Source organism: Pseudomonas sp. UV AK001, assembly GCF_046097675.1.
Classification (GTDB): domain Bacteria; phylum Pseudomonadota; class Gammaproteobacteria; order Pseudomonadales; family Pseudomonadaceae; genus Aquipseudomonas; species Aquipseudomonas kribbensis.
Genome location: NZ_JBJUVZ010000002.1, coordinates 573,302 through 590,997, shown reverse-complemented (window position 1 = coordinate 590,997; position 17,696 = coordinate 573,302). Strand labels below are relative to the sequence as shown.

General features: G+C 61.3%; 15 protein-coding genes and 1 tRNA gene. 12 read left to right on the top strand and 4 right to left on the bottom strand.

Annotation, left to right across the window (positions count from 1 at the left end):
• Positions 1-8: 8 nt before the first annotated feature.
• From ACKLNA_RS10755 to ACKLNA_RS10705, 11 genes are all read left to right on the top strand, one after another.
• Positions 9-85: transfer RNA gene (locus ACKLNA_RS10755), tRNA-Ile, on the top strand.
• A gap of 56 nt (positions 86-141) precedes the next feature.
• Positions 142-603 (top strand): Lrp/AsnC family transcriptional regulator, encoded by a 462-nt coding sequence (locus ACKLNA_RS10750; protein WP_065259123.1) that lies wholly within the window; start codon positions 142-144, stop codon positions 601-603.
• Positions 604-749: 146 nt separating this feature from the next.
• Positions 750-2,432, top strand: coding sequence for a flavin monoamine oxidase family protein (locus ACKLNA_RS10745; protein WP_408985836.1), 1,683 nt, complete (start codon positions 750-752; stop codon positions 2,430-2,432).
• A 12-nt stretch (positions 2,433-2,444) separates the two neighbouring features.
• On the top strand, positions 2,445-3,239 hold the full coding sequence (locus ACKLNA_RS10740) for a carbon-nitrogen hydrolase family protein (protein WP_007959880.1): 795 nt from the start codon (positions 2,445-2,447) through the stop codon (positions 3,237-3,239).
• A 38-nt stretch (positions 3,240-3,277) separates the two neighbouring features.
• A complete protein-coding gene (gene pqqF, locus ACKLNA_RS10735) occupies positions 3,278-5,704 on the top strand; it encodes a pyrroloquinoline quinone biosynthesis protein PqqF (protein WP_408985835.1) in 2,427 nt (808 codons plus the stop codon).
• A 159-nt stretch (positions 5,705-5,863) separates the two neighbouring features.
• The gene (gene pqqA, locus ACKLNA_RS10730) at positions 5,864-5,938 is read left to right on the top strand and encodes a pyrroloquinoline quinone precursor peptide PqqA (protein ID WP_003444522.1); all 75 of its coding nucleotides are present in this window, start codon (positions 5,864-5,866) and stop codon (positions 5,936-5,938) included.
• A gap of 81 nt (positions 5,939-6,019) precedes the next feature.
• A complete protein-coding gene (gene pqqB, locus ACKLNA_RS10725; RefSeq protein ID WP_408985834.1) occupies positions 6,020-6,931 on the top strand; it encodes a pyrroloquinoline quinone biosynthesis protein PqqB in 912 nt (303 codons plus the stop codon).
• A gap of 21 nt (positions 6,932-6,952) precedes the next feature.
• Positions 6,953-7,705: a pyrroloquinoline-quinone synthase PqqC gene (gene pqqC / locus ACKLNA_RS10720; RefSeq protein WP_011336228.1), complete on the top strand. Its 753-nt coding sequence runs from the start codon at positions 6,953-6,955 to the stop codon at positions 7,703-7,705.
• Positions 7,702-7,977 carry a pyrroloquinoline quinone biosynthesis peptide chaperone PqqD gene (gene pqqD / locus ACKLNA_RS10715; protein WP_007959876.1) on the top strand — a complete coding sequence of 92 codons (276 nt, stop codon included), beginning with the start codon at positions 7,702-7,704 and terminating at the stop codon, positions 7,975-7,977. Before pqqC ends, pqqD begins: the two co-directional genes overlap by 4 nt.
• A gap of 7 nt (positions 7,978-7,984) precedes the next feature.
• Positions 7,985-9,121, top strand: a complete 1,137-nt coding sequence (gene pqqE / locus ACKLNA_RS10710) for a pyrroloquinoline quinone biosynthesis protein PqqE (RefSeq protein WP_408985875.1) — start codon at positions 7,985-7,987, stop codon at positions 9,119-9,121.
• Positions 9,087-10,895, top strand: coding sequence for a prolyl oligopeptidase family serine peptidase (locus tag ACKLNA_RS10705; protein ID WP_408985833.1), 1,809 nt, complete (start codon positions 9,087-9,089; stop codon positions 10,893-10,895). The genes pqqE and ACKLNA_RS10705 overlap by 35 nt, the downstream gene beginning before the upstream one ends.
• A gap of 3 nt (positions 10,896-10,898) precedes the next feature.
• Here ACKLNA_RS10705 and ACKLNA_RS10700 read toward each other — a convergent pair whose 3' ends face one another.
• The gene (locus ACKLNA_RS10700; RefSeq protein ID WP_065259115.1) at positions 10,899-11,057 is read right to left on the bottom strand and encodes a YqaE/Pmp3 family membrane protein; all 159 of its coding nucleotides are present in this window, start codon (positions 11,055-11,057) and stop codon (positions 10,899-10,901) included.
• A 206-nt stretch (positions 11,058-11,263) separates the two neighbouring features.
• Positions 11,264-12,547: an aspartate aminotransferase family protein gene (locus ACKLNA_RS10695; RefSeq protein WP_408985832.1), complete on the bottom strand. Its 1,284-nt coding sequence runs from the start codon at positions 12,545-12,547 to the stop codon at positions 11,264-11,266.
• Between the two features lie 169 nt (positions 12,548-12,716).
• Between ACKLNA_RS10695 and ACKLNA_RS10690 the strand changes: the two genes are divergently transcribed.
• On the top strand, positions 12,717-13,646 hold the full coding sequence (locus ACKLNA_RS10690; RefSeq protein WP_248742209.1) for a LysR family transcriptional regulator: 930 nt from the start codon (positions 12,717-12,719) through the stop codon (positions 13,644-13,646).
• Between the two features lie 228 nt (positions 13,647-13,874).
• Here the strand turns inward: ACKLNA_RS10690 and ACKLNA_RS10685 are convergent, their stop codons facing one another.
• Positions 13,875-15,653, bottom strand: coding sequence for an acyl-CoA dehydrogenase C-terminal domain-containing protein (locus ACKLNA_RS10685; RefSeq protein WP_085709197.1), 1,779 nt, complete (start codon positions 15,651-15,653; stop codon positions 13,875-13,877).
• A gap of 184 nt (positions 15,654-15,837) precedes the next feature.
• A complete protein-coding gene (locus tag ACKLNA_RS10680; protein WP_408985831.1) occupies positions 15,838-17,634 on the bottom strand; it encodes an acyl-CoA dehydrogenase C-terminal domain-containing protein in 1,797 nt (598 codons plus the stop codon).
• Positions 17,635-17,696: the final 62 nt, after the last annotated feature.

The window sequence follows — 17,696 nt, the reverse complement described above, 5'->3', positions numbered from 1 at the left end:
CCTACTGAGGGCCTATAGCTCAGTTGGTTAGAGCAGAGGACTCATAATCCTTTGGTCCACGGTTCAAGTCCGTGTGGGCCCACCAAACATGAAAAAGCCGCGCTTATGTGCGGCTTTTTCGTACCTGCGTGGAGAAGTCCCTTGCCCGACATCCGTCCACCCGTGCTCGATGAAATCGACCGCCAGCTGATCGCAGCCCTGCAAATCAATGCCCGCGAAAGCGTGGCGATGCTGGCCAGGCAATTGGGGATCGCCCGCACGACCGTGACTTCGCGACTGGCGCGGCTGGAAAAGGCCAAAGTCATCACCGGCTATGGCGTGCGCCTGGGTCAGCGCGTGGTGGATGGCGGGTTGCAGGCGTACGTCGGGATCAAGGTGCAGCCGCGCTCCGGCAAAGAAGTGTTGCGGCGGTTGAGTGCGATGGCCCAGGTGCAGCAATTGTGCGCGGTGAGTGGCGAATTTGATTACGTGGCGTGGCTGCGAACCGACTCGCCGGAACAGTTGGATCAATTGCTGGATCAGATCGGCAGCGTAGACGGCGTGGACAAGACCACGACCTCGATCATCCTCAGCAGCAAAATCGATCGCGGGCATCCAGTTTGACCAACACTGTCGTCATATTGCAGCACCGACACTCAAATCGACGACACTTTGCGTCTTATTAACGTGTTCTACGCTCCCTAGAATGGCTGGCATCTTTTCCTATACTCAGACGCGCATCCGGCGTCGGGTCGCCAGCAAGGTCAGCCATGAACAAGAACAATCGCCATCCTGCAGACGGTAAGAAACCGATCACCATTTTCGGCCCGGACTTTCCGTTCGCCTTCGACGACTGGATCGAACACCCCGCCGGTCTGGGCAGCATTCCCGAGCACAATCACGGCGCCGAAGTGGCGATCGTCGGTGCCGGTATTGCCGGTCTGGTGGCGGCTTACGAGCTGATGAAGCTTGGTCTGAAACCCGTGGTGTACGAAGCCTCGAAGCTTGGCGGCCGTCTGCGCTCACAAGCGTTCAATGGCACTGACGGCATCGTCGCCGAGCTTGGTGGCATGCGTTTCCCGGTGTCCTCCACCGCGTTCTATCACTACGTCGACAAACTCGGTCTGGAGACCAAGCCCTTCCCCAACCCGCTGACACCGGCCTCCGGCAGCACCGTGATCGACCTGGAAGGCAAAACCCATTACGCACAGAGCCTGAAGGATCTTCCTGCGTTGTTCCAGGAAGTGGCTGACGCCTGGGCCGATGCCCTGGAGGCCGGCTCGCAGTTCGCCGATATCCAGCAAGCCATCCGCGACCGCGATGTGCCACGTCTCAAGGAACTGTGGAACACCCTGGTGCCGCTGTGGGACGACCGCACCTTCTACGACTTCGTCGCCACGTCGAAAGCCTTCGCCAAGTTGTCGTTCCATCACCGCGAAGTGTTCGGTCAGGTCGGTTTCGGTACCGGCGGCTGGGACTCTGACTTCCCCAACTCGATGCTGGAAATCTTCCGCGTGGTGATGACCAACTGCGACGATCACCAGCACCTGGTGGTCGGCGGTGTGGAACAAGTGCCACAAGGCATCTGGCGTCATGTGCCGGAGCGCTGCGTACACTGGCCCCAAGGCACCAGCCTGAAATCGTTGCACCACGGCGCGCCGCGTTCCGGGGTGAAGAAAATCGCCCACGCGCCTGACGGACGTTTCGCGGTCACGGACAACAACGGTGACACCCGCGAATACGCCGCCGTACTGACCACCTGCCAGAGCTGGCTGCTGACCACCCAGATCGAATGCGACGAAACCCTGTTCTCGCAAAAGATGTGGATGGCGCTGGACCGTACGCGCTACATGCAATCGTCCAAGACGTTCGTGATGGTCGACCGCCCGTTCTGGAAGGACAAGGACCCGGAAACCGGCCGCGACCTGATGAGCATGACCCTCACCGATCGCCTGACCCGTGGCACCTACCTGTTCGACAACGGCGACGACAAGCCAGGCGTCATCTGCCTGTCGTATTCGTGGATGAGCGATGCGCTGAAAATGCTCCCGCATCCGGTGGAAAAACGCGTGAAACTGGCACTGGATGCGTTGAAGAAGATCTACCCGAAAGTCGACATCGCCGCGCGGATCATCGGCGATCCGATCACCGTATCCTGGGAAGCCGATCCGCATTTCCTCGGTGCGTTCAAGGGCGCCCTGCCCGGCCACTATCGCTACAACCAGCGGATGTACGCGCACTTCATGCAGGACGACATGCCGGCGGAACAGCGCGGGATTTTCATCGCCGGCGACGACGTCTCGTGGACGCCGGCCTGGGTCGAAGGTGCGGTGCAGACGTCGCTCAACGCGGTGTGGGGAATCATGAAGCACTTTGGCGGGTCCACACATAAAGAGAACCCCGGCCCGGGTGATGTGTTCAACGACATCGGCCCGATCGCCCTGCCCGAGTAAGAGGAATTCCCGATGCGTGTAGCCCTTTACCAATGCCCACCGCTGCCACTGGAACCGGCCGCCAACCTCCAGCGCCTGCATCAACTGGCGATGGAGGCCAAAGGTGCCGATTTGCTGGTGGTACCGGAGATGTTCCTGACCGGCTACAACATCGGTAAGGAGGCGGTCGCGACATTGGCCGAGGTCTACAACGGCGAATGGGCGCAGCAAGTCGGACGAATCGCCAAGGCTGCCGGTCTGGCGATTCTCTACGGTTACCCAGAGCGTACCGCCGAAGGGCAGATCTACAACGCCGTACAGTTGATCGACTCGAACGGCGAGCGCCTGTGCAATTACCGCAAGACGCACCTGTTCGGCGATCTGGATCGTTCGATGTTCAGCCCCGGCGATGGCGAATTTCCCATCGTCGAACTCAACGGATGGAAGCTCGGGTTTCTGATCTGCTACGACCTGGAGTTCCCGGAAAACGCGCGGCGCCTGGCCCTTGAAGGCGCCGAGCTGATTCTGGTGCCGACGGCGAACATGATTCCTTTCGATTTCATTGCCGATGTTTCCGTGCGCTCCCGCGCCTTCGAAAACCAATGCTACGTGGCTTACGCCAACTACTGCGGCCACGAAGGCGACATCCATTACTGCGGACAAAGCAGCATTGCTGCGCCGGATGGCAGCCGCATAGCCCAGGCCGGGCTGGATGAAGCACTGATCGTCGGCGAGCTGGATCGCCAGTTGATGGTCGACTCCCGCAGCGCCAACCGCTACTTCAACGACCGCCGCCCTGAACTTTACGACGCGCTCAACAAGCGCTAATCCGCTAGCATTGGCACTTCACCGTTCTGGAAGTGCCCATGCCTGCGCCGACTCACCCCCGCCCCCTTACCGAAACCCTGGCCAACGGCTTGCGTGTGACCCTGCGTCACGTGCCCGGCCTGAAGCGCAGCGCCGCTGCGTTGCGGGTGGCTGCCGGCAGTCATGACGTACCGTTGGCGTGGCCGGGACTGGCGCATTTTCTTGAGCATTTGCTGTTCCTCGGCACCGAGCGATTTCCTGCACAGCAAGGGTTGATGGCCTACGTACAAGGTCACGGCGGTCAGGTGAACGCCAGTACCCGTGAGCGCACCACCGATTTCTTCTTTGAATTGCCGCCGGCGTCCTTCAGTGGCGGGCTTGAGCGTCTGTCAGACATGCTCGCCCGGCCGCGTATGAATCCGGACGATCAGGTGCGGGAACGGGAAGTGCTGCAGGCGGAGTTTGTCGCGTGGTCCCAGGACACCGCCGCTCAGCAGAAAGAGGCGCTGTTCGAACGGTTGTCAGCAGCACATCCGCTGCGCGGCTTTCATGCCGGGAATCGCGATAGCCTGCCGATAGAACAAGCGGAGTTTCAGCAGGCGTTGAAAGATTTCCATCAGCAGTTTTACCGCACCGGGCAGATGACCCTGAGTCTGGTCGGGCCGCAGAGTGTTGAAGAACTCCGAGCGTTGGCCGAACAATTTGCCGCCGCACAGATGGCTGGGGATAAAACTGCGCAGGCGGCCCCCGTTCGCTTGATGGACAACCCGCAGGCAAGTTATCAACAGGTCGGCGAGCGGCACGGCAATCTGCTGTTTGCACTGGAAGACCTGCCGAAGTCATCGGCCGAAGCGTTGGCGTTTCTCTGTCATTGGTTGAACAGCGCCAAACCTGGTGGCTTGCTCGCGCATTTGCAGCAGCAGGGTCTCGCGCAAGGGTTGCAGGCGAGTCTGCTCTATCAGTTTGCCGGGCAGGCTTTGCTGCACCTTCAATTCACTGCGGCATCCGGATCACTCGACGCCATCCGCGCACAATCTCTCGACTGGTTAAGCTTCTTCGCAGCGCAGCAGGACTGGCCCGCATTGCGTGCGGAATACGCGGAACTGCTTCAGCGTCAGCAGCAAGTAAGCAGTGCGCTGCAACTGGCGCGGCTCGACAGCGAGCAACTCGAAAGCGGCCTGTCCGAATCGGCCGTTACGGCGCTCAAAACGGTTCTCGGCAAAATCGGCACTGTGGATAACTTCAGCCCCCATTGGCATCTGCCGAGCGCCAACCCGTTCCTGCGCACTGCCGAACCGCTGGCCAACGCCGGGCTGATCCGTGGCCAGACCAGCGCTCACCGGGGTCTGCGCACGTTTGCTCAGGATCGCTCGCGCAGCCGCCGTGAACGCTCGCCGATGCAATTCAGTCAGGCACTGCCGGATAACAGCGACGTAGGCGCGGTGTATGTGCGCTGGCAAACGGAAGCAGCGGCCACGGCCGAGCTGCAGGCGAAACTGCAACACAGTCTGCGGGAAGTGTCTGACGATGCCCGCCAGGCCGGGGTCGAGTTGTCGCTCAGCACCATGGGTAATCAGTGGTTGCTGAAAGTGACCGGCCTGCAGGACACGCTGCCTGCTGTGCTGGAGCACGCGCTGAAATCTCTGACACAAGTGGGCGTCGATTCCGCGAAAGGCGAGCCGCAAACTGCACTGATACCGATCCGCCAACTGCTCAAGGCATTGCCCGAACAATGCCTGCCAGCGGTAGGCGAATCCACTGACGCCGTGCACCTGTGGACAACTTCCCGCTGGGACGGTCTGGCGTTGGGCCTCAATCCACAGACCCAATCCGCCATGGGCCTGGCCCTGAGTCGCATCCCCGGCGCGCCGGACAATCAATTGCCCGCCCCCTCGGCAACCCACGCCCAATACTCGTGGCAGCAAATCGAATGCGACTCCAGCGAACACGCTTTGCTACTGTTCTGTCCTGCCGCCAGCCAGGAAATCGCTGGCGAAGCCGCGTGGCGTCTGCTCGCGCACCTGTGCCAGACGCCGTTCTACCAACGCCTGCGAGTTGAACTGCAACTGGGTTATGCGGTGTTCAGCGGGTTGCGCCAGATCCATGGCCAAAGCGGAATACTGTTTGGCGCGCAATCGCCAACGACCAGCGCCGTGCAATTGCTCGAGCACATTCAGCAGTTCCTCAACGACTTGCCAGCCCTTATCGAAAAACTCGATGACGCCAGCCTCACCCAGCAACGCCAGACGCTTGCCGATCAGTTCGATGACAGCGTCCTGACCGGCAAAGAGGCGGCCGAGCTCCTGTGGCAGGCCCGACTCGCCGGCCACTCGTCGGATTATCTGGCCCAGCTGCGCAGCGCCATCGCTCAGCTGGATCGCCCGGCATTGCTGGCCGCCGCACAACGCCTGATTCGCGCCGAAGGTGGCTGGCACGGTCTGTCCAGCGCCCCTGCGCCAGGCGCACCATGGCAAGCGGCAAAATGATCATTACCGGGGCTGCAAGGAGCTTTCTCAAAGATTCACGGGCAAACCCTCTGAAATTTTGAGTAACATAGCCACCTAACTATTTGGAACATCTCAGCGCTGCCGTGGACTATACCTATGGATAGCGCTATCTCACCCACCTGAAGAAGGAGTCACCCGATGGCTTGGACCAAACCTGCTTACACCGACCTGCGTATCGGCTTCGAAGTCACCATGTACTTCGCCAGCCGCTGAGTTCTGCCTAGTCAGAATTGCAGTGCAACGCCTCGGCTCGCCGGGGCGTTTTATTTTCAGCGTTGAAATGATGGAGCGTTCATGTTCGTCCAGATTCTGGGTTCGGCCGCCGGTGGCGGTTTTCCGCAGTGGAACTGCAACTGCGTCAATTGCGCCGGTTTTCGCGATGGCAGCCTGAATGCCAAGGCCCGTACCCAATCGTCCATCGCGATCTCCGATGACGGCGTGAACTGGGTGCTGTGCAACGCCTCCCCGGACATCCGCGCGCAGCTCCAGAGCTTCGCCCCGATGCAACCGGGCCGTGCCCTGCGTGACACCGGCATCAGCGCGATCATCCTGATGGACAGCCAGATCGACCACACCACCGGCCTGCTCAGCCTGCGCGAAGGCTGCCCGCATCAGGTCTGGTGTACGGACATGGTCCACGAAGACCTGAGCACCGGTTTCCCGCTGTTCACCATGCTCAAGCACTGGAACGGCGGGCTGGACTGGAATCGCATCGAACTCGACCAGAGCTTCACCGTCGCTGCCTGCCCGAACCTGCGTTTCACCCCGCTGCCATTGCGCAGCGCCGCACCGCCCTACTCGCCGCACCGCTTCGACCCGCATCCGGGCGACAACATCGGCCTGATCGTCGAAGACCTCAGCACCGGCGGCAAACTGTTCTACGCCCCAGGCCTGGGCAAAGTCGATGCACCATTGCTGGAAATCATGGCCGGCAGCGACTGCGTGCTGGTGGACGGAACGCTGTGGGACGACGATGAAATGCAACGCCGTGGCGTCGGCACCCGCACCGGTCGCGAAATGGGCCACCTGGCCCAGAATGGCCCCGGCGGCATGCTCGAAGCGCTGGAACAGCTTCCCGAGCAGCGCAAGGTACTTATCCACATCAACAACACCAACCCGATTCTCGACGAAGACTCACCGGAGCGCGCGGAACTGGTGCGGCGCAATGTTGAAGTGGCATATGACGGCATGAGCATCGTCCTGTAACGAATGGCCCGGAGAACCGCAATGACCGACACCCCGCTGTCCCCCGCCGAATTCGAGGCGGCCCTGCGCGCCAAGGGCGCCTACTACCACATCCATCACCCGTATCACGTGGCGATGTATGAAGGCCGGGCTACCCGCGAGCAGATCCAGGGCTGGGTTGCCAACCGCTTCTACTATCAGGTGAACATCCCCCTGAAAGACGCGGCGATCCTCGCCAATTGCCCGGATCGCGAGATCCGCCGCGAGTGGATCCAGCGTCTGCTCGACCACGACGGCGCCCCCGGCGAAGACGGTGGCATCGAAGCCTGGCTGCGCCTCGGCCAGGCCGTCGGTCTCGATCCGGATCAATTGCGTTCCCAGGAACTGGTATTGCCCGGTGTGCGTTTCGCCGTCGATGCCTACGTCAACTTCGCCCGCCGCGCCAGTTGGCAGGAAGCCGCCAGCAGCTCGCTGACCGAGCTGTTCGCGCCGCAGATCCACCAGTCGCGCCTCGACAGCTGGCCGCAGCATTACCCGTGGATCGACCCGGCCGGCTACGAATACTTCCGCACCCGTCTCGGTCAGGCCCGGCGCGATGTCGAGCATGGTCTGGCGATTACGCTCGAGCACTACAAGACCCGCGAAGGTCAGGAGCGCATGCTGGAAATTCTCCAGTTCAAACTGGACATCCTTTGGAGCATGCTCGATGCCATGAGCATGGCCTACGAACTGAACCGCCCGCCGTATCACAGCGTCACCGATCAACGGGTCTGGCATAAAGGAATCGCCTTATGAGTTTCGACCGCAGCAAGACCCCGACCTGGCGTCCCGGCTACCGCTTCCAGTACGAACCGGCGCAGAAAGGCCATGTGCTGCTGTACCCGGAAGGCATGATCAAGCTCAACGAAAGTGCCGCGCTGATCGGCGGCCTGATCGACGGTGAGCGGGATGTCGCGGCGATCATCGCCGAACTCGACAGACAGTTCCCCGGCGTACCCGAACTCGGTGACGACATCGAGCAATTCATGGAGGTTGCCCGTGCGCAGCACTGGATCGAACTTGCCTGAGTCATCGGTGCAAGTCCCGGCCAAACCGGAAATCGGCCTGCCGCTGTGGCTGCTCGCCGAGCTGACTTATCGTTGCCCGCTGCAATGTCCGTACTGCTCCAATCCGCTGGATTTCGCCGAGCAGGGCAAGGAGCTGAGCACCGAGCAGTGGATCAAGGTGTTCCGCGAGGCGCGGGAGATGGGTGCGGCGCAACTGGGATTTTCCGGGGGCGAACCGCTGGTGCGCCAGGACCTTGCCGAACTGATCCGTGAAGCGCGCCAGTTGGGTTTCTACACCAACCTGATCACTTCCGGCATCGGCCTGACCGAGCAGAAGATCAGCGACTTCAAGAAGGCCGGGCTCGATCACATTCAGATCAGTTTCCAGGCCAGCGACGAGCAAGTGAACAACCTGCTTGCCGGCTCAAAAAAGGCCTTTGCGCAGAAACTGGAAATGGCCCGCGCCGTGAAGGCCCACGGCTATCCGATGGTGCTGAACTTCGTCACCCATCGGCACAACATCGACAAGATCGACCGCATCATCGAGCTGTGCATCGCGCTCGAAGCGGACTTCGTCGAGCTCGCCACCTGCCAGTTCTACGGCTGGGCGCAGCTCAATCGTGTCGGCCTGTTGCCGACCAAAGAGCAACTGGTCCGCGCCGAACGCATCACCAACGAATACCGCGCCAAACTGGAAGCCGAAGGGCATCCTTGCAAACTGATTTTCGTCACCCCGGACTACTACGAAGAGCGCCCGAAAGCCTGCATGAATGGCTGGGGCAGCCTGTTTCTGACGGTCACGCCGGACGGCACCGCCCTGCCCTGCCATGGTGCCCGACAGCTGCCGGTACAATTTCCCAATGTGCGCGACCACAGCATGCAGCACATCTGGTACGATTCGTTCGGCTTCAACCGCTTTCGCGGCTATGACTGGATGCCCGAGCCGTGCCGCTCCTGCGACGAGAAAGAACAGGATTTCGGCGGCTGTCGTTGCCAGGCGTTCATGCTCACCGGCGATGCCAGCAATGCCGACCCGGTGTGCAGCAAGTCCGAACATCACGACGTGATCCTCAAGGCCCGCGAAGAAGCCGAGCACGCCACCCAGACCATCGAACAACTGGCCTTTCGCAATGAACGAAACTCGCGCCTCATCGCCAAAGGCTGAGCCCTTCAGCGCCACTGCCGCGGTTGCCGCCGGCGTGGACTTCGCCGAACTGCAGCTCGGCGCACAGGGTTTGTTCTGGAATGAATACCGGCCGGCAGACGCCGCGTGCCGGATCTGGCACTGGCGCGATGGCGTGGCGAAATGCCTGACACCTGCGGGTTTCAGCGTGCGTAGCCGGGTGTACGAATATGGCGGTGGGGCGTTTTGTCTGACGCCGGATGGCGTGGTTTTCGTCAACGAGGCGGATCAGCAGCTGTATCGCCAGACGCTGGATGGAGAGCCTGAGGCGTTGACGTCGAGCGAGTGTCGGTATGGCGATCTGCATTTTGCCAACGGGCAGGTGCTGGCCGTTGAAGAGAATGGTGACTGCCATCGGCTGGTGGCCATCGATCTGGCAACTGGCACCCGTCATAAGCTGGTTGAAGGCGCAGACTTTTATGCGTCGCCGATCATCAGCCCGGACGGCCAGCGCCTGGCGTGGATCGAGTGGAGCCGCCCGCATCAGCCGTGGACCTCCACCCGTTTGATGATCGCCGAGCGCACAGGTAATGGATTTTCTGCCCCACGTTGCGTGGCCGGTGACACGCTTGAAGAGTCGATCCAGCAACCGCGCTTCGATGCCAGTGGCCGATTGGGCTGTCTGACTGATCGTGGCGGGTATTGGCAGCCGTGGATCGAGTCTGCAGACGGCCTGCAACCGTTACCTTGTGCCGAGGCCGACCACGCGCCAGCCCCATGGCAACTCGGCGGCTGCACCTGGCTGCCCATCGGCGAAGGCTATTTGGCAAGTTGGAGCGAAGGCGGTTTCGGTCGTCTGGCACTCAACGGCGAGGACTTCACCTGCGACTACAGTCGCTTCCGTCATCTGGCGGTCGATGATCAATTCATTTACAGCATCGCTGCTTCACCGATCAGCCCTTCAGCCGTGATCGCCATTGATCGGGAGTCGCGTGAAGTGAAAGTGCTGGCCGGCGGCGTCGCACCGTTGCCCCCCGAGCGCATCAGCCGTCCGCAAACCCTGCGCTATCCCAGCGGTTCAAGTGAAGCGCACGGCTTCTTTTACCCGGCCACGAGTGGCGATGAGAAACCGCCGCTGGTGGTGTTCATCCACGGAGGCCCGACGTCGGCCTGCTACCCGATGCTCGACCCGCGCATCCAGTACTGGACGCAACGCGGCTTCGCCGTCGCCGACCTCAACTACCGCGGCAGCAGCGGCTACGGCCGGGAATATCGGCAGGCGTTGCATCTGAGTTGGGGCGCGGTGGATGCCGAGGATGCCTGTGCGGTCGTCGCTGACCTAAATGATCGCGGCATGATCGACGGCGAGCGTGCGTTTATCCGCGGTGGCAGCGCCGGTGGTTACACGACGCTGTGCGCGTTGGCATTCCATCAAGTGTTCCGCGCCGGCGCCAGCCTGTACGGCGTCAGTGACCCGGTAGCGCTTGGCCGCGCGACCCACAAGTTCGAAGGCGATTACCTGGACTGGCTGATCGGCGATCCCGAGCAAGACGCCGAACGCTATGCGGCCCGCACACCGTTGCTGCACGCCGGCAACATTCGCGTGCCGGTGATTTTCTTCCAGGGTGAACTGGACGCCGTGGTCGTGCCGCAACAGACCCGCGACATGGTCGCCGCCCTGGAGCACAACGGCATCGAGGTCGAGGCGCATTACTACGCCGACGAACGCCACGGCTTCCGCCGGGCCGTCAATCAGGCCCATGCGCTGGAGCAGGAGTGGCGTTTCTATCGGCGAGTGATGGGCCTGGCGGACTGAAGCTCAGCGCTTGGCGATGATGTACACCGCGTGCACGATCCCCGGGATGTAACCGCACAGCGTCAGCAGAATGTTCAACCAGAACGCGCCGCCGAACCCGACCTGCAGAAACACACCCAGTGGCGGCAAGATAATGGCGATGATGATGCGGATGAAGTCCATGGGGCAGCTCCTGATTGGGGGCTGGCTCGACTGAGCCATACAAGCTAATCGACCTGTGCCGTTTGTCAGGGTTCAGTGCAACCCGCGATCTCGCCATTTGAATGCCATTACCCGGCTACAAAAAAACGCCCCACGCCAAAAGAATCAGGCGTGGGGCGTGCGTTATACCGCGAGACGGTTCTTGAATTCGGGTGGGAAACTTCAGTTCAGACGGCAATCCCTTTTCGGCATTGCAGTTGCGCCGTGCGTACCCGGGAGAAGGCGCGAGCCAGGCGCAGGAGCATTTCGTCGATGTTGGCCTTGCTGACCGTGAGTGCCGGGGTGAAGCGCAGGCAGTTGGATTGTGGGGCGTTGAGCAGCAAGCCTTCATGGAGCGCGGCTTTGACCACGGCCTCGGCGGAGTCTTCCGACAGGGTCAGCCCCCAGAACAGCCCTTGCCCGCGCAACTCGCCATGTTCATAACGATGGGCCAGACGGGCGAGCCCTTCGCGCAGATGCTGGCCGTTTTCCCGGATCTGTTCGAGGAAGGCGCGGTCCTGCACGCTGTCGAGTACTACCAGGCCGGCGGCGGTCATCAGGGCGTTGCCGTGATGCGTACCGCCCAGCTCGCCGAAGTCGAAACAGCAGGCCTTACCTCGCGCCAACAGCGCAGCCAGCGGTACGCCACCGCCAAGTCCCTTGCCGAGTACGACGATATCGGCGCGCACGCCGTAGGATTGTTCGGCGAGCAAGGTGCCACAGCGGCCGATGCCGGTCTGCACTTCGTCGAGAATCAGCAGAATGCCCAGTTCACGACACAGGCGCTCGACACCCTTGAGGTAATGCTCGGTCGCCGGAATGACACCGGCATCGCTCTGGATCGGTTCGAGCATGATCGCCACGGTCTGCGCATCGACTGCGGCATGCAGCGCCGGCAGATCATTGAACGGCACCAGGTCGAACCCCGGCAGCAGCGGGGCGAAGCGATTGTGCAGGTTGCAACTGTCCGACGCCGAAATCGTCGCCAGACTACGTCCGTGACAGCCTTGTCTCGCGACAATGATCCGCGAGGCGCCGCCGCGATGCAGCTGGCCCCATTTGCGCGCCAGTTTGATCGCGGCTTCACAGGCTTCGCTGCCACTGTTGAGCAGATACGCCTGATCGCTGGAAGTGCTGGCACACAAACGCTCGGCGAGGCTGAGCATGCCGCGGTTGTGCAGATTGAATCCGGGATTGATCAAGGCCTGTGCCTGGCTGGCGATGGCTTTGACCAGCGCCGAAGGGCTGTGGCCCAGGCTGTTGGCGCCGCCGGCCTGGGAAAAGTCCAGGTAGGCGCGGTCATTGCTGTCCCACAACCAGGAGCCCTGGCCGCGAACGAAAACCTGCTGCGGGCGCTCGACGCTGGGCATCAGGCGCTCGGCATTCAGGCCATCAGCGGTATCCGATTCATGGGTTTCAAAAGCCAGGTCATCGAGGCTCGGCGCCTGGCGCCGCAAGCTGAACAGATTCATTGAAAAAAACCTCGATCGAGGTTTTTTGAACTGCCTATGTAAACACTTTCGAAGCAAACGCTGGTCATTGCGCTTTCCGGCCCTGTAAGCCTTGTGAATGCGGTTAGACTAGGCGTCTTCAAGGCGCCGAGCCATTTCGATTTCCCAGCATTTTCGATAAGTATCACTTATGGATTTCAAACAACTGCGTTATTTCGTCGCGGTCTACGAAGAAGGCCATGTGGGGCGTGCCGCCGAGCGCCTGTCGATCTCTCAACCCGCGTTGTCCCAGCAGATCCGCCATCTGGAACAGAACCTCGACGTCACCCTGTTCGAACGCAGCAGCAAACGCCTGCTGCCGACCTTGGCCGCCCACACGCTGTACAACCACGCGCTGCCATTGCTCGACGGCATGCAGCGGGCGCGTGAAGCGCTGGGCAATTTCAAGGGCCAGGCGCTGCGTACGCTGGCGATCGGTGTGCTGCAAACCGTACACACCAGCCTTGTGCCGCAAATGCTTGAGCGGGTGCGCAAAGCCCAGCCCCATCTGGTAGTACAGATTTATGAACTGACGGGACTGGAGATCGAGCGGCGCCTGCTCAATGGTTCGCTGGACATCGGCATCAGCTATCTGCCGCCCCGCCAGCCGGGTCTGCACGGCGTGATGCTGTACGAAGATGAACTGACACTGGTCATTCCGGCGGATCATCCGTTGCGCGAATTCAAGAAAGTCTCGATGAGTCAGGCCGCAGAATTGCCGATGTTGTTGCTGGGAGAGGAATTCCAGATCCGCCAGATCTGGCAGGCGCAACTGGCCAGCCTCGGGCGACGCCCGCAAGTACAGGCAGAACTGAACAATATGGTGGGGATTCTCGACAGCCTGCCGCACACACGGCTGGCGACGGTGTTGCCGGGGCGCTCACAGAAGGAGTACGACGATCAGGACTTGCTGTGGAAACCGATCAGCGAACCACGGGTACCGCTGAAGGTGGGCCTGGTGTGTCGCGATGTGCAGCGTCAGCAGGCGTCATTGGCCTTGCTGCGAACGTTGCTGGAGGAAGTGATGCAGCGCGAGGAAAAACCACTCAAAGGTGCGCCAGGCCTGGAATCGCTGAGCTGAAAACTTTTCTGCGGGCATAAGAAAACCCCGCCGAAGCGGGGCTTTGCAGACTGTTTCCCTGACATCCATTTCACTCCGCCACCCTGGCAGAATCCTTACGTGTCCGTGTTGTTGCTTTGCGCTTCCTGCGCGACGTCCATGGAAACTAGATTAGCTCTGGATCCAATCTGCGCCTATGGGAGAACAGCAGCACGTCATGTAAGAGATCGCTTACATGACGTTACAACCTCAGAACTGCGCAGCATCCAGCAGGAACAGCGACTCGCTGCCAGCCTTCACTGAAGCGCTCAACGAGTGAATCCGCGGCAGCAGGCGGGCAAAGTAGAACCGCGCCGTGCCGAGTTTGCTCGCGTAGAAATCGTCCTGCGCTTCTTTGCCCAGCGATGCCTTGGCCATCAGAGCCCACATGTAGGCGTAAGCGGTGTAGCCGAAGGCTTGCAGGTACTCGACCGACGCCGCACCAATTTCGTTCGGGTTGGTTTTCGCTCGGTCCAACAGCCACGAGGTCAGTTCGTCGAGATTGTCGACAGCGTCATTCAGCGGCTTGGTGAACTCGCCCAGATCGGCACTGGCAGTCGCGGTGAAATGGCGGATCTCGTCGGCGAACAGTTTGTAGAACGCGCCGCCGCTACCGACGATCTTGCGACCCACCAGATCCAGCGCCTGAATGCCGTTGGTGCCTTCGTAGATCTGGGTGATGCGCACATCACGCACCAGCTGTTCCTGGCCCCACTCACGAATATAGCCGTGGCCGCCGAAGATCTGCTGGCCGTGGACGGTGGTTTCCAGACCCAGATCGGTCAGGAATGCCTTGGCCACCGGCGTCAGCAAGGCAACCAGATCTTCCGCACGCTTGCGGGTAGCTGCGTCTTCGCTGAACTTGGCGGTATCGAGCTGCATCGCCACGTAGGTGGAGAACGCACGGCCGCCTTCGTTCGAGGCTTTCATGGTCAGCAGCATGCGACGCACGTCCGGGTGGACGATGATCGGATCGGCGACCTTGTCCTTGTTCTGCGCGCCGGTCGGCGAACGGCTTTGCAGACGATCACGGGCGTATTCGAGGGCGTTCTGGTAGGAACGCTCGCCAGTGGCCAGGCCCTGGATACCGACGCCCAGACGCTCGTAGTTCATCATGGTGAACATCGCGGCCAGGCCCTTGTTCGGCTCGCCGACCAGGTAACCCACGGCTTCGTCGAAGTTCATCACACAGGTGGCCGAAGCCTGGATGCCCATCTTGTGTTCGATCGAACCGCAGTTCGCCGGGTTACGCGCACCCAGGCTGCCATCGGCATTGACCATGAACTTCGGCACCAGGAACAACGAAATGCCTTTCGGCCCCGCTGGCGCGTCCGGCAGCTTGGCCAGCACCAGGTGGATGATGTTTTCGGTCAGGTCGTGCTCACCGCCGGTGATGAAGATCTTGGTGCCACTGACCTTGTAGGAACCGTCGGCCTGAGGCTCGGCCTTGGTGCGGATAATGCCCAGGTCGGTACCGGCGTGCGGCTCGGTCAGGCACATGGAACCTGCCCAGACGCCGGCGTACATGTTCGGCAGGTACGCGGCTTTCAGCTCTTCGCTGGCGTGGGCGTTGATCGACAGGCACGCGCCGGCCGTCAGCATCGGGTACAGACCGAAGGACAGGCTGGCGGAGTTGACCATCTCTTCGACCTGAGCCGACACGGCTTTGGGCATGCCCATGCCGCCGTATTCCGGATCACCGCCAACACCGACCCAGCCGCCTTCGGCATAAGTCTGATAGGCCTGTGGGAAACCGGCCGGGGTGGTGACGGCACCGTCGGCCCAGTGGCAGCCTTCTTCGTCGGCCGCGCGGCTCAGGGGCGCGATGCTTTTGCTGGTGACCTTGCCGGCCTCTTCGAGAATGGCTTCAACGGTTTCCGCGTCGACGGTCTCGGCCAGGGCCGGCAGTTCGGCCCAGAGTTTGGCGACTTCGAACACTTCATTGAGGACGAAGCGCATATCGCGCAGCGGCGCTTTGTAGTCAGCCATGGCAAACCTCGCAAAGATCTAAACAGGTGATTCGTGGAAGGGTGTTTTCGTTGAGCTGGAGTGTAACCCAACAACTTTTGCGACACATAGGGTCAGGCGGTGACTGTTTTGTTATTTTTAGTCACCAGCAATCAGCCATAAAGAAGCCCGCAATCAGCGGGCTCTTTTGTTTAACAGGGGCGTGTTACAGCGAGAACAACTGAGCCGGCAGTTTCATCAGGCAATCACTGCCCGCCTCGATCGCCGAGCGATGTGCTGCGGTACGCGGCAACAGACGCTTGAAGTAAAACTCGCACGTCGCCAGTTTGCCCTGGCAGAAATCACCATCCCCCTCGCCCGACTCCAGCTGCGCCTGAGCAACCAGCGCCATGCGCAACCACAGGTAGCCGAGAACGATGTAACCGCTGTACATCAGGTAATCCACCGACGCGGCGCCGACCTCATCCGGATTCTTCATCGCGGCCATGCCGACCTGCATGGTCAGCTCGCCCCACTGTTGATTGAGGCCATCGAGCTGCGCCACAAATCCGCCCAGTTGCGCGTGCCCCGCGTTGGCGGCGCAGAACTTGTGGACGATTTTGGTGAAGTTGCGCAGCAGCTTGCCCTGGCTGCCAAGGACTTTGCGGCCCAGCAGATCCAGCGCCTGAATGCCGTTGGTGCCTTCGTAGATCGGTGCAATCCGGCAGTCGCGAACCAGTTGCTCCATGCCCCACTCACGGATGAAACCGTGGCCACCGAACACCTGCATGCCGTGGTTGGTCACCTCCAGGCCGGTGTCGGTCATGAACGCCTTGCAGATCGGCGTTAGAAACGCCAACAGATCTTCGGCCTCCTGACGCGCCTCGGCATCCGGACTCAGGTGCGCAACATCGAGCATCTGCGCGGTGAAATAGGTCAGCGCGCGGTTGCCTTCGTTGAAGGCTTTCATGGTCAGCAGCATGCGCCGCACGTCCGGATGGACGATGATCGGATCCGCCGGTTTGTCCGGAGCTTTGGCGCCGGTCAGGGCGCGCATCTGCAAGCGGTCGTTGGCGTATTTGATTGCGCCCTGGAAACTCGCCTCGCCCAGACACAAACCCTGCATCCCGGTGCCGAGCCGCGCGTGGTTCATCATGGTGAACATGCAATTCAGGCCTTTGTTCGGCTCGCCGATCAGGAAGCCTTTGGCGTCATCGAAGTTCAGCACGCAGGTGGCCGAGGCCTTGATGCCCATCTTGTGCTCGATCGAACCGCAGGAAACGCCGTTGCGTTCCCCCGCCTCGCCGGCTGCATCCGGGAGGAATTTCGGCACGATGAACAGCGATATCCCCTTGGTCCCGGCCGGGGCGTCCGGCAGTTTGGCCAGCACCAGATGAATGATGTTGTCGCTCATGTCGTGCTCGCCGGCGGAGATGAAAATCTTGCTGCCGGTGACCGCATAACTGCCGTCGGCCCGGGGCACGGCGCGGGTCTTGATGATGCCCAGGTCGGTGCCGCAATGGGCTTCGGTCAGGCACATGGTGCCGGTCCACTGCCCGGCGGTGAGTTTGCGCAGATAGGTGTTTTTCTGTTCGTCGGTGCCGTGGGCGTGGATCGCCGACATCGCGCCGTGGGTCAGGCCCGGGTACATGCCCCAGGAGGTGTTGCTGGAGGCAACCATTTCGCTGATCACCAGCCCCAGCGAACTCGGCAGGCCCTGGCCACCGTAAGCCGGATCCGCAGCCAGACCGTGCCAGCCACCTTCCACGTATTGTGCGAAGGCTTGCTTGAAGCCTGCAGGCGTTGTCACCACGCCGTTGTCGAAATGGCAGCCTTCTTCGTCGCCGCTGCGATTGAGCGGTGCCAGAACGTTCTCACAGAACTTCGCGCCCTCCTCGAGGATCGCGTTGACCATGTCCGGGCTGGCGTCGTGAGCGCCGAGGGCCGCGTACCGGGTGTGGAAGTCGAAGACGTGGTCGATCAGAAAGCGCATGTCGCGCAGGGGAGCTTTGTACTCGGGCATGGTGGCTTCTCCGTCAGCAGATCGTTTCAACCTACTGCCGGCCACCCTGCCCCACAATCACT